Source organism: Mycobacterium sp. NPDC003449 (assembly GCF_053588415.1).
Window position 1 is genome coordinate 97,382 of sequence record NZ_JBSFPX010000004.1, and the last position, 12,485, is coordinate 109,866.

General features: G+C 67.3%; 12 protein-coding genes. 7 read left to right on the forward strand and 5 right to left on the reverse strand.

The genetic code is table 11. From position 1 onward, the window contains the following. The 4 genes from ACWDTP_RS02585 to ACWDTP_RS02600 are packed head-to-tail and all read left to right on the forward strand — an operon-like array spanning position 1 to position 4,925. Positions 1-1,020 carry a TIGR03842 family LLM class F420-dependent oxidoreductase gene (locus ACWDTP_RS02585; RefSeq protein WP_450016263.1) on the forward strand — a complete coding sequence of 340 codons (1,020 nt, stop codon included), beginning with the start codon at positions 1-3 and terminating at the stop codon, positions 1,018-1,020. A 32-nt stretch (positions 1,021-1,052) separates the two neighbouring features. After that, positions 1,053-1,901: a nitrilase-related carbon-nitrogen hydrolase gene (locus tag ACWDTP_RS02590; RefSeq protein WP_450016265.1), complete on the forward strand. Its 849-nt coding sequence runs from the start codon at positions 1,053-1,055 to the stop codon at positions 1,899-1,901. A 13-nt stretch (positions 1,902-1,914) separates the two neighbouring features. Then, positions 1,915-3,465: an NCS1 family nucleobase:cation symporter-1 gene (locus ACWDTP_RS02595; protein ID WP_450016266.1), complete on the forward strand. Its 1,551-nt coding sequence runs from the start codon at positions 1,915-1,917 to the stop codon at positions 3,463-3,465. A gap of 56 nt (positions 3,466-3,521) precedes the next feature. Continuing rightward, complete coding sequence (locus tag ACWDTP_RS02600) at positions 3,522-4,925, forward strand: LLM class flavin-dependent oxidoreductase (protein WP_450016268.1); 1,404 nt, start codon at positions 3,522-3,524, stop codon at positions 4,923-4,925. Here the strand turns inward: ACWDTP_RS02600 and ACWDTP_RS02605 are convergent. Next, positions 4,909-5,775: a polysaccharide deacetylase family protein gene (locus ACWDTP_RS02605; RefSeq protein WP_450016270.1), complete on the reverse strand. Its 867-nt coding sequence runs from the start codon at positions 5,773-5,775 to the stop codon at positions 4,909-4,911. The two genes, ACWDTP_RS02600 and ACWDTP_RS02605, sit on opposite strands and share 17 nt — an antisense overlap. A 59-nt stretch (positions 5,776-5,834) precedes the next feature. On the opposite strand from ACWDTP_RS02605, the gene ACWDTP_RS02610 reads away from it, so the two are divergent. Together ACWDTP_RS02610 and ACWDTP_RS02615 are read left to right on the forward strand one after the other, a co-directional pair. Next, complete coding sequence (locus tag ACWDTP_RS02610; RefSeq protein WP_450016272.1) at positions 5,835-6,206, forward strand: MerR family transcriptional regulator; 372 nt, start codon at positions 5,835-5,837, stop codon at positions 6,204-6,206. Further along, positions 6,199-6,918, forward strand: coding sequence for a TVP38/TMEM64 family protein (locus ACWDTP_RS02615; RefSeq protein ID WP_450016274.1), 720 nt, complete (start codon positions 6,199-6,201; stop codon positions 6,916-6,918). Before ACWDTP_RS02610 ends, ACWDTP_RS02615 begins: the two co-directional genes overlap by 8 nt. Before the next feature lie 22 nt (positions 6,919-6,940). Here ACWDTP_RS02615 and ACWDTP_RS02620 read toward each other — a convergent pair whose 3' ends face one another. Genes ACWDTP_RS02620 through ACWDTP_RS02630 form a run of 3 tightly spaced genes read right to left on the reverse strand, consistent with a single transcriptional unit; the run spans position 6,941 to position 10,361 of the window. After that, a complete protein-coding gene (locus ACWDTP_RS02620) occupies positions 6,941-8,341 on the reverse strand; it encodes an MFS transporter (protein WP_450016276.1) in 1,401 nt (466 codons plus the stop codon). Continuing rightward, the gene (locus ACWDTP_RS02625; RefSeq protein WP_450016278.1) at positions 8,338-9,645 is read right to left on the reverse strand and encodes a flavin-containing monooxygenase; all 1,308 of its coding nucleotides are present in this window, start codon (positions 9,643-9,645) and stop codon (positions 8,338-8,340) included. Before ACWDTP_RS02625 ends, ACWDTP_RS02620 begins: the two co-directional genes overlap by 4 nt. Continuing rightward, the gene (locus ACWDTP_RS02630; protein ID WP_450016280.1) at positions 9,642-10,361 is read right to left on the reverse strand and encodes an SDR family NAD(P)-dependent oxidoreductase; all 720 of its coding nucleotides are present in this window, start codon (positions 10,359-10,361) and stop codon (positions 9,642-9,644) included. Before ACWDTP_RS02630 ends, ACWDTP_RS02625 begins: the two co-directional genes overlap by 4 nt. A gap of 149 nt (positions 10,362-10,510) precedes the next feature. Here ACWDTP_RS02630 and ACWDTP_RS02635 point away from each other — a divergent pair, with 149 nt between their 5' ends. Continuing rightward, positions 10,511-11,485, forward strand: a complete 975-nt coding sequence (locus ACWDTP_RS02635; RefSeq protein WP_450016282.1) for a LysR family transcriptional regulator — start codon at positions 10,511-10,513, stop codon at positions 11,483-11,485. Between the two features lie 12 nt (positions 11,486-11,497). Here ACWDTP_RS02635 and ACWDTP_RS02640 read toward each other — a convergent pair. Then, the coding region (locus tag ACWDTP_RS02640) for a helix-hairpin-helix domain-containing protein (RefSeq protein ID WP_450016284.1) at positions 11,498-12,485 on the reverse strand (988 nt) is incomplete at its 5' end.

Here is a 12,485-nt window from a genome sequence, read left to right on the forward strand (position 1 = left end):
ATGGATTTCGGCATCGTACTCCAGCCCGATCCACCCGCCTCGCGCGTGGTGGAGCTGGCGGTCGCCGCGGAGAACAGAGGGTTCGACTACGTCTGGACGTTCGACTCGCACCTGCTGTGGCAGGAGCCCTACGTCATCCACAGCCAGATCCTCGCGGCCACCCGCAACGTCATCGTCGGCCCGATGGTGACCAACCCACTCAGCCGCGACGTGACGGTCACCGCATCGACCCACGCGACGTTGAACTCGATGTTCGGTAACCGCACCGTGTGTTCGATCGGCCGGGGCGACAGCGCGGTGCGCACGTTGTCCGGAAAACCCTCGAGTCTGGCCACCCTGCGATCGGCGGTCAAAGTCATCTCCGACCTGGCCAACGGGCGGCCGACCGAGGTCAACGGCTCCACCGTGCAGATTCCCTGGGCATCGAAGTCCGCCCTGGACGTCTACGTCGGCGCCTACGGTCCGAAGGCTCTCGACCTGTGCGGTCAGGTCGCCGACGGATTCCTGCTGCAACTGGCTGATCCCGACATCACCAAGTGGATGATCGAGCGGGTCAAGAACGCCGCGGCCGACGCCGGCCGCAACCCCGACGACATCAAAGTGTGTCTCGGCGCACCGGCCTATATCGGCGACGATCTCGATCATCAGCGCGATCAATGCCGGTGGTTCGGCGGGATGGTCGGCAACCACGTCGCCGACATCGTCGCCAAGTACGGCAGCAGCGGCGCGGTGCCCTCGGCACTCACCGACTACATCAAGGGCCGCAGCGGATACGACTACAACGACCACGGCCGCGCCGGAAGCTCACACACCGACTTCGTGCCCGACGAGATCATCGACCGATTCTGCATCCTGGGCCCCGCCCAGGCTCACATCGCCAAGCTGCAGGAACTGCAGAAGCTCGGTGTCGACCAGTTCGCGATCTACCTCCAACATGACGGCCAGGACCACACCCTGGCCTCCTACGGCACAGCCGTCATCCCCGCGATCAACCGCCCCGCCGACGTCATCCTCACCTAGACAACACCATTCAGCGAGATAGGTAATACGCAATGACCACGATCAAGGCAGCGATCACCCAGGTGGCATGGACCGGAGACGAGGAGTCGATGGTGGCCAGACACGAGGAACTGGCACGACGTGCCGCAGCGGACGGCGCACAGATCGTCTGCTTCCAGGAGCTCTTCCACGGGCCCTACTTCGGCATCGTGGAGGACGCGAAGTACTACGACTACGCCCAGACCGTTCCCGGTCCCCTCACCGACCGGTTCGCCGAGCTCGCCAAGGAACTCAGGATCGTCCTGATCCTGCCGGTCTACGAAGAGGAGATGCCGGGCGTCTACTACAACACGGCGGCGGTGATCGATTCCGACGGAAGCTATCTCGGCAAGTACCGGAAGCACCACATCCCCAACCTCGATCGGTTCTGGGAGAAGTTCTACTTCAGGCCCGGCAATCTCGGCTATCCGGTGTTCGACACCGCGGTCGGCAAGGTCGGCGTGTACATCTGCTACGACCGCCATTTCCCGGAAGGGTGGCGCGAACTCGGCCTCGCCGGCGCCGAATTGGTCTTCAACCCGTCGGCCACCAAACCCGGACTGTCCAACCGCCTCTGGGAACTCGAACAGCCCGCCGCGGCCGCCAACAATCAGTATTTCGTCGCGGCGAACAACCGCATCGGCACCGAGACCGAGGAATTCGGTGATGACGCGGTGACCTTCTACGGGAGCTCATACTTCGTGGATCCCCGCGGCAACTACGTCGGCGACGTGGCATCGCAGGATTCCGAGGAGATCGTCCTGCGCGATCTCGACCTGGCCCAGGTGCGGGCGGCGCGCAACGACTGGCAGTTCTACCGCGATCGTCGCCCCGATTCCTACGAAGCCATCCCCGCCCGGTAGGTCAACCGGACAGATGGAGTCCTCGATCACCCTGGACAAGCACGGGCACACCCTTGAGCCGTCGCTCTACAACGACGACCTGCGTCCCATCCATCCCGCCATGCGCACCTGGAAGGGCCGCAGCTATCTGGCGTTGTGGGTGGCGATATCCATGAACCCCGCCACCTGGACGCTGGCGGCATCACTGATCGCGTTGGGAATGAACTGGATTCAAGCCCTCTTCACGATCGTGCTGGCCAACCTGATCGTGCTGATCCCCATGCTGCTCAACAGCCACGCCGGGGCCAAGCACGGGATCAGCTTCCCGGTGTTCGCCAGGGCCGCCTACGGGGTGCGCGGCGCGAACCTGCCCGCGGTGATGCGCGGACTGGTCGCGTGCGGATGGTTCGGCATCCAGACGTGGTTCGGCGGGCTCGGTCTGAACCTCGCCCTCGGTGCGGCGATCGGGCCGTCCTGGTCGCAGGCCGCACCGGTCGACCTCGGCGTCATCGGAACGGTGCCGATCACCACCCTGGCGTGCTACCTGATCTGTCTCATCGTCCAGGTGGCGATCATCTACAAGGGGTTCGAGTCGCTGCGCCGATTCCAGGCGATCGCGGCACCCATCGTCCTGTTCGCCGTGCTGATCCTGATCATCACCCTGCTGGTCAAGACCGGCGGCGATCTCGGGCCGGTGGTGTCGCAGCCCTCGAAACTGGGCTGGGGAGCGCACTTCTGGGTGTCGGTGTTCCCGATCAGCCTGATGGCCAACATCGCCTTCTGGTCGACCCTGTCGCTCAACATGCCCGACTTCACCAGGTTCGCCGAGAACATGCAGGCACAGCGACGAGGGCAGGCGTGGGGCCTGCCGACGACCATGCTGGTCGTGTCTTTCATGGCGATCCTTGCCACCTCGCTCGCTTCGCAGCATTACGGTGTCTCGGCCGCCGAGCTGTGGAATCCCGACGAATTGGTGTCCCATTTCGGCAGCCCGGTAGCAGTTTTCGTGGGCGCGTTGGCCATTGTGGTCTCCAGCGTGCAGACCAATATGGCGGCCAACCTCGTCAGCCCGGCGCTGGACTTCGCCAACGCACTGCCCAAGCTCATCACCTTCCGGCGCGGCGTGCTGGTGTCGGTGGCGCTCGGCACTCTGGTGCTGCCGTGGAAGCTGCTCGCCAGCCCCGAGACCTACGTGTTCGTCTGGCTGGGGTTCTACGGTGGAGTCATGGGCGCGGTAGGTGGTGTCCTGGTGGCCGACTATTGGCTGGTCCGCAAGACCGAACTGCGGGTGCCCGACCTGTTCTCCCTCGGCGGCCACTACCACTTCACCAGCGGGTGGAACGTCCGCGCGGTGATCGCCACGGCGGTAGGCGCGGTCGTCGCGGTCGGTGGAGCGTACTCGGCGCTCGGACCCGACGGTGCGAAGACCGGTCCCTTCCCCGCCGACGGCGTCATCCCGTTCCTGCGGCCGCTCTACGACTACAACTGGGTCGTGGCGTTTCTGGTCGCCATGGCGGTCTACTGGGTGCTGGCGTCACATCGACGCGACCAGCACCGCACGGTTCCGTTCGACGCGGGTGTTTGACGCCAGGTGAGATAAACCGTTGCCGGGGTGCGCTCGGCTCCTTACCGTCGGCCATCATGACCCGCCCGCGCCTGATCCTCAACGCGTTCACCATGAACACCGCAACCCACGTGTCATACGGCTCGTGGCGCAACCCGCAGACCCGCAGCGTCGAGTTCGACCAGCTCGACGTGTGGGTGGATCTGGTGCAGCTGCTCGAGCGGGGCAAGTTCGATTCGGTGTTCTTCGCCGATGTCGTCGGGCTGTACGACGACTACCGCGGCGGCTGGGAGACCTATCTGCGCGAGGGCCTGCAGATCCCCAACCACGATCCGTCGGCGATCGTGTCGGCGCTGGCCCTGTCGACCGAACACCTCGGCCTGGTCATCACGAGCTCGGTGCTGCAGGACCACCCGTTCTCGTTCGCCCGCAAGATCTCCACCCTCGACCACGCCTCCAAGGGCCGGATCGGCTGGAACGTCGTCACGAGTGCACTGCAGAACTCGGCCCGCAACTTCGGCCTGTCCGAACGCGAGGAGCACGACGAACGCTACCAATGGGCCGAGGAGTACACCGAGGTCGTCTACAAGCTGTGGGAGGGCTCATGGGACGACGGTGCCCTGCTGCGTGACCGCGACCGCGGGATCCACGCCGACCCCGACAAGGTGCACAAGATCCACCACGCCGGCAAGCGCTACCGGGTTGAGGGACCGCACCTGAGTTTCCCGTCGCCGCAACGTACCCCGGTGATCTTTCAGGCCGGCACCTCCACGGCGGGCCGGACCTTTGCGGCGCGGCACGCCGAAGGCGTCTTCATCAACGCCGCATCGCCGAACGGCGCCAGGGTGGTGACCGAGGACACCAGGGACCGGGCGGTGGCGGCCGGACGCCGCCGCGAGGACATCAAGTTCTTCCAGGGGCTGTCCTTCGTGGTCGGCTCGACCGAGGCCGAGGCCAGGGCGCGGGCCGCCGAACTCGACGAGTACCTCAGCGTGGACGGCCTGATCGCCCACCGCAGCGGCGGGATCGGCGTCGACCTGGGCGGGCTCGACCATCACACCCCGATCGGCGATCTGGCGCCCGACATCCAGGGCACCCGAAGCACGATCGAGGCGCTCATCGCGGCGGCCCCACCGGGAACCAACCCGACCATCGCCGACCTGATCCGCCAGCAGCAGGAGTCGACGCGCGTCGTCGGGACCCCCGAACAGATCGCCGACGCCCTCGAACACTGGCAGGACGCCGGGGTCGACGGGGTGAACATCCGCTACATCACCACGCCGGGCAGCTTCGAGGATTTCGTCAACCACGTCGTCCCCGAGTTGCAGTCGCGCGGGCTGGCCCAGACCGAGTACGCACCGGGCACGTTGCGTGACAAGCTCTTCGGCGCCGGTCCGGCGTTGCCCGATCGGCATCCGGCCCGGTACTGGCGGGGCAGGTTCAGCCCGTCGCCGGTGACCGCGGTCAGCCCTGCAGGGTAGGCCGCACGTGTGCGGCGATGTCGTCGCTGGTGGTCAACCACACGTCGGGTCGGCTGGACAGGAAACCCAGCACCTGGTCGAAGTACTTGTGCCGGAACGGTTGCCCGATCACGAAGGGGTGCAGCGCCAGCGCCAGCACCCGGCCGCTGCGGGCCGAGTCGATGGACAGTTGCTCATACTGGTCGATCACCATCTGCACGAATTCCGGCCCGGTGAAACCCTTCCCGAAGATCAGCAGATCGTTGAGCTCCACCGAATAGGGAACGCTGAGCATACCGGGCGTGGTGAGCGGATACGGCTGGTCGTCGTTGGTCCAGTCCAGCACATAGTCGAAGCCCAGTTCGGCCAGCAGGGCCGGCGTGTGGTGTGTCTCGGTGAGGCCGGGGCCCATCCACCCTCGGGGCTGCTGTCCGGTCGCATCGGTGATGCGCCGGGTGATCTCGGCCAGAACACGGCGCTCCTCGTCGACGGACAGGCCGGTGTGCAGCACCGAGTTGGTCTCTCCGTGCGCCAGCCAGGCCCAGTCGCGTTCCAGGCCGGCGGTGACGATCTGCGGATGATGGTCGATCACATCCGAGTTGAGCAACACGCTGGGGCGCACGCCGTGCCGGTCGAGACTTTCGATTGTGCGCCAGATGCCCACGCGGGCACCGTAATCGCGCCACCCGTAGTTGAGCGCGTCCGGAGTGAGGTCCGCGGTGCCGGGCCAGACGCTGGTCGAGGGCCGGTCGAGCCGGAAATGTTCGACGTTGAGCCCGAGGTAGACCGCCACCCGGGCACCGTCGGGCCAGGTCAACGGGGCGCGTTCGGTGATCGGGAGGTAGCTGAAGGGCGGCTGCGGTGTGGTCATGCCGCACGGTACGAGCTGACACCAATGTCAGGGTCAAGTCCGCGCGGTATAACGGGACCATGCGGATTGGTGAGCTGGCACGCCGGACCGGGGTCAGTGAGCGGTCGTTGCGGTACTACGAACAGCAGGGCATGCTGGCCTCCGACCGGACTCCCAGCGGGCAGCGGACCTACCCGGTGCGAGCGGTTGACCGGGTGATACACATCCAGGAGCTGTACGCGGCCGGGCTCAACAGCCGCACCATCGCGTCGCTGCTGCCGTGTATGCGCGACAGCGACGGCGGACCGGCCCCCGAAGCCACGCCGCGGCTGGTCGATGAGCTCACCGCCGAGCGGACCCGCCTCGACCGGGCCATCCGGGATCTCGCGACCTCCCGCGACGTCCTCGACGGGGTGATCGCCGCCGCGTCTCAACCAGACCGGCATGGCTGACAGCGACGACTCCCCCGCCCCTCGCCGGTGGCCCCACATCGTGCGGCTCGCCGTGTTCGCAGTGTTCCTGCTGGGGTTGTTCTACCTGGTCGCGGTGGCGCGGGTGATCGACGTCGACGCCGTCCGAGGGGTGGTCGCCTCGGCGGGCCCGGCAGCACCGTTGGCCTATGTGGTGGTGTCGGCCTGTCTGGGAGCGTTGTTCGTGCCCGGTCCGCTGCTGGCGGCAGGCAGCGGCGTGTTGTTCGGCCCGGTGCTGGGGACGTTCGTGACGCTGGGTGCGACGGTCGGCACCGCCGTGGTGGCCAGCGTGATCGGCAGGCGCGCCGGGCGTGACAGTGCCAGGGCGCTGCTCGGGGCAGCACGCGCGGACCGGCTGGACCGCCAGATCGAGCGCGGCGGGCTGTGGGCCGTCGTGGGTCAGCGCTTCGTGCCGGGGATCTCCGATGCGCTGGCCTCCTACGCCTTCGGCGCGTTCGGGGTCCCGTTGTGGCAGATGGCCGTTGGATCCTTCATCGGGTCGGTGCCGCGCGCATTCGTCTACACCGCGCTGGGCGCCTCGATCGGCGATCTGTCGGCACCGTTGGCCTACACCGCGATCGGGGTGTGGTGCGTGACGGCTGTCGTCGGTGCGTTCGCCGCGCACCGCGGCTACCGGTCGTGGCGACGGCGGGGGCAGCACACAGCCGGGAGTCAGACCTCGAAGAAACCCTGACCAGTTACCGACCACCACAAACTCATACGGTCAGCTCCCCTGACCTGTTCTGCAACGGCCCGGTGCCCAACCCGTCGGCCCGCGCGGCGTCGGACAAGGTTCGGTTGCGCGTCTCTTCGGCCCAGAAGATGCTGATCACGAATCCGAGCAGGGTCAGACCGGCACCGATGTACATGGTCGGCCCGGTGCCGAGCCCCTCCAGGGACGCGGGAACCAGGTAGGTCCCAACCGCCGCACCCAGCCGGCTGATCGCCGTGGCGAGCCCGACCGCGCTGGCCCGGATTTCGGTGGGGAACAGTTCATTCGGGTAGATCAGCACCAGGATCGTGCCCGCACCGTTGATCAGCGCGAACAGGAAGAAGAACACCATCACGAACCACGCCGGGGCTTCCGGCCAGATTCCGAGCGGCACCAGCGCGAGGGCACCAAACAGGAACGTCGCCAGCATCAGCGGGCGGCGGCCACGGCTCTCCACCCACCACATCCCGGGCAGCGTTCCGAGCAGAAAACCGAGGTTCAGCACGACCTGCCCCAGTGTTTCTCCGGTCCCGCCGTTGGTGAAACCCATGTGCGACAGAATGATCGGACCGTAGGTGAACAGCGCGAACTGCGGGATCGCGTAGCACATCCAGGTCAATCCACAAAACAGGGAGCGCCGCAGGTACCGGCCCCGCAGCAGGCTGGTCAGACCCGCCCGGCCGGGGGCGTCGTCCGCCGTCAGCACGGCCAGCTCACCGGCGCTCACCTCGCGTCCGAGCACCTTCGAGATATCTGCCCGCGCCTCTTCGGCACGTCCCTTCGACACCAGCCATCGCGGCGATTCGTGGGCGCCGATCCGCAACAGCAGGACGATCACACCGAATACCGCCCCGGTGCCCAGCATCCATCGCCACGACTCATGGCCCCAGACGCTGATCATCAGGAACCCGACGACATAGGCCACCACGGCCCCCACGAGCCAGATCGTGGTCGCCATCAGCCCGAGGATCGTTCCCCGGGACTTCCTGGGTATCCATTCGGCGAGCAGCGATGTGGCGATCGGGTAATCGGCGCCGACGGCTATTCCGATGACCAGGCGCAGCACGATCAGCTGCCATCCGGTGCCGATCACCAGGCACAGTGCCGAACCGACGATCATCAGCAGCAGGTCGGCGGTGTACATCACGCGTCGCCCGATGCGGTCGGTGATCGGGCCAAAGATGAGGCTGCCGACGAACATCCCGACCAGCGAGACCGCGCCGGCGATGCCGAGCGTGCTGGAATCGAGCTTGAGGTCGGCCTGCGCACCGGTCAGGGCCACCCCGATGATGCTGAGCAGGTAGCCGTCGAGGAACGGGCCGCCCGAGCAGGCGACGATCAGTCGTTTGTGGTATTTCGTCAGCGGACTGTCGTCGAGCAGATGTCCCGTCGGTGCCGGGGTCATAGCCTCTCCCTCATCCCGCTGGTGGTGTGGCCGACCTCGAACGCGTCCAACAGTCGTGCGGTGTCGGCGAGCTGGTTGTTCCAGATGTCACGCGGCAGGTCGATCCGGTCGTCGGCATCCTGGAGCTGTCGGAAATAGTCGGCGATGCCCGCGCCGTCCGCGCCGGCACGCTCATGGAGGGCCAGCAACCGGGCGACGATCTTGGCCTGGATTCCGTAGACCGGCAGCTGGGGTCCGCGCGGCGAGGTCAGCCCGATGTAGTAGAGCTTCTCCAGACCGTGCGGGATGATGCCGCCGGCGTACCGCAGCGGCACGCCGTTGCGGCGGGGCACCAGCGCATCGTCGAGGAAGGGCAGGGTGGCATGGAATCCGGTGGCGTAGAGGATGCTGTCGTAATCCTTGACGGTGCCGTCGGCGAAGTGCACCGTGTTGCCGTCGAAGCGCTCGACATCGTGGCCGATGACCCCGATCCGGCCGTGGTGGACCCAGTACAGGAGTAGGTCGTTGACGACGGCGGGCCCGTCGGCGATGGCCCGGTGCGCCGGGACGGGAAGCCCCGGATAGTCGGAGTTCTCACCGATCGAGACCCTGGCCAGCAGCCGGGCGATCAGATCCTGTTCGGCGGCGGAGAATTCGGCCATGAAGGCCAGCTCCGCGCGGGGCCGCCCGAAATACATCTTGGGCTGGAAGTAGGCGCCGTGGCGGATGACGACGTCGACCTCGAGCCGGTGCTGGGCGGCGTCGACGGCCAGGTCGCAGCCCGAGTTGCCGGCCCCGATCACCAACACGCGAGTGCCTTCGAGGTCGTCGGTGTTGCGGTAGTCGCCGGAATGGATCTGCGGACCGGTGAAGGTTCCCGGCACCTCGGGCACCTTTTTGTCCCACAGATGCCCGTTGGCGACGAGCACCCCGTCGTAGGTGTCGGCCCCGGCCGATGTCGTGACCACCCAGCCCGCGGAGCCGACCGGTCCCGAGGTCTGCACCGGCGTGACCGAAAGGACTTCGGTGCCGAAGGTGATGCGCCGGTGCAGACCGCGGCTGCCGGCGTAGGCATCGATGTACTCGGCGACCTGATCGCGCCGTGGGAAGTGCGGATAGTGCTCGGGCATCGGAAAGCCTTCGAACACCGTCTGATTGCGCGAGGTAATCAAGTGCAGTGCGTCGTAGTCGGTGTTCCAGTGGCCTCCCACCACGCCGGTCTTCTCGAAGCAGTCGACGTGATAACCCTGCCCGAGCAGCGTGTCGAGCGCGGACAGTCCCGCCGCGCCGGCCCCGATCACGCAGTATTTCGTCGTCGGCGTCATCGGATGACGTCTCCGCCCGAGAGCATGATGGTTTCGCCGGTCATGTAGCCGGCGTCCGGGCCCGCGAGGATGGAGACCCAGCGGGCGATTTCGTCGGGTTCGCCGACCCGGCCGATCGGGACGCCCGCCGCCGCGGCGTCCATGCGGCCGGTGGCCGCGTTGCCGGGAGTGTTGACCCATCCGGGAGCGATCGCGTTGACCCTGATGCGGCGCGGGGCAAGTTCGACCGCGAGTTCCTTGGTCAGCATCACCACAGCGGCCTTGGACGCGCCGTAGAGGAGCTGACCGGGTGACACCGCGAACGCGTCGGCAGAGGCGAAGTTGACGATCGCGCCGCCGTCGGCCATCCGGCTGGCGGCCTCGGCGGTCACGTTCAGCACGCCCAGCACGTTGACGTCGAACACCCGGCGGTAGAGGTCCTCGGTGAAATCGTCGAGGGTGCTGGGTGGGTAGATGCCGGCGATGTTGGCCACCAGATCGACCGCCCGCCCCGAGTCGTCACAGTGCGCCGCGATCGCGTCGGCCACCTCGCCGCGCCGAGTGACGTCGACCTCGGTGGTGGTGATGGTATGGCCGTGTTCGGCGATGGTGGTCGCGACCCGGTCCATGGCGAGAATGTTCCACCCCTCTTTCGCCAGGGTGACGGCTGTCGATCGTCCCATGCCGCTGGCCGCTCCGGTCACCACCGCGACTTTCGCGTCCGGGGCAAGCGTCATCGTGAACTCCTTTGTGTGATCTGCGTTGTACGCACCCCGCCGGCGGCTGAAATGCTGTTTTCCAGGGTGGGCCGCCCACGCCGAGTCGTCTACGGGATACTTCGAGCAGCAGATCAAGGTTTTGGCTATACCTGCCGGGAGCAACCTGGATGTCCGAGGGACCGACACTTCGCCAGCTGCGATACTTTCTGCGCGCCGTGGAGACCGGGTCGTTCTCCGCCGCCGCGGCCGCGGAATACGTGGCGCAGCCGAGCCTGTCCGATCAGATCCGTCGCCTGGAGCGCACCATCGGGTCGCAGCTGTTCACCCGGACCAATCGCAGGCTGCAACTGACCGATGTCGGCAGGCTCATCGTTCCGCTCGCCGAGAACACCATCCGCAGTGCCGATGATCTCGCCGCCGCGGCCCGCGCCGCCAGCACCCTGGCCGGCGGCGAGGTGTCGTTCGGCACGTTCAGCAGCGCGCACCGCTACCTGTTGGCGCCGCTGATCACCGAGTTCCGTGCCCTGCACCCGCACGTGCGGGTGCGCATCCTGGGGTTGAACTCCTCCGAGGTCGCCGAGAGTGTCCGCAGCGGCGACCTGGAGGCGGGGCTGGTGCAACTGCCGGTCGACGAGCAGAACCTCGCGGTGAGCAGACCCGTGCTGATCGACGAGGTCGTGTTCGTCACCGCCGACCCGGCCCGGGCCGTCACCCCGAAGACCATCACCGACCTGTCGGAATGCAGCCTGATCCTGTCCGAGGCGCACTGGCGCAGCGACGACCCGCTGCGCCGCGGGCTCGCCGAGCGGGCGGTCGACGCCGGCGTGCGGATCGAGCCCGCGGTCGAAGTCGAGTTCCAGTCCGGGGCCCTCGAACTCGCCGCGCACGGAGCCGGTGACACCCTGGCGTCCTACTTCATCGTCCGTAGCTACGACGGAGCCAACCGGGTGAACTGGGTGTCGCTGGATCCGCGCTACGAGGAACGGTTCGCCTTCATCACCCGGGCCGGGGGTGGAATGTCCCCGGCCACCCGGCGTTTCATGCAGCTGGCCGCTCGGCACATGGCCGCGCTGAGCAAACGCGGGCTGGCCGCCAACCACCCCGCGGAAGCTCCGCCCGGGCTCACCTCGTTCCTCAATTAGACGCGGGCGGCGCTACCGGCCGAAACCCGCGTTACGCAGCGCGTCGGCCATCGAACCCGTCGGCCGGCCCGCGTCCCGGCGGCCTGAGTTCTTGCCGCGGTTCTGGTTTCGCTGTTGCCCTCGGCCCTGGTTGCCGCCGCCTTGCCGGTTCTGGCCGGCCCCGCGATCGTTGCGCTTGCCGTCCGGACTGTCTTTGAGGCGCAGGGTCAGCCCGATCCGCTGGCGGTCCACGTCGACGTCGACCACCTTGACCTTGACCACCTGACCGGACTTGACCACCTCGTGCGGATCGGAGACGAAACGGTCGGCCATCGCCGAGACATGCACGAGGCCGTCCTGGTGCACCCCGACGTCGACGAAGGCTCCGAACGCGGCCACATTCGTCACCACCCCCTCGAGCACCATCCCGGGCTTCAGGTCCGCGATCTTCTCGACGCCGGCGGCGAAGGTGGCCGTGGAGAACGCCGGGCGCGGATCGCGGCCCGGTTTCTCGAGCTCGGCGAGGATGTCGGTGACGGTCGGGATACCGAACCGGTCGTCGGCGAACTCGGCCGGCTTGAGCGAGCGCAACGCACGTTCGTCGCCGATGAGCTCGGCCAGGGTGACCTTCGAGCGGTCCAGGATGCGTCGCACCACCGGGTAGGACTCGGGGTGCACGCCGGACGCGTCGAGCGGATCGTCTCCGTCGCGGATCCGCAGGAAGCCCGCGCACTGCTCGAATGCCTTGGGGCCCAGCCTCGGAACATCCAGCAAGGCCTTGCGGCTGCGGAACGCGCCGGCACTCTCGCGGTGCGCGACGATCGCCTCGGCCAGCGACTCGGTGACCCCCGACACCCGGGCCAGCAACGGCACCGAGGCGGTGTTGAGGTCCACCCCCACCGCGTTGACGGCGTCCTCGACGACGGCGTCGAGGCTGCGGGCCAGCGAACCCGGGGTCACATCGTGCTGGTACTGGCCGAGTTGGTGAAGATCGACCCCAAGTCGATCGGTGTCGGCCAGT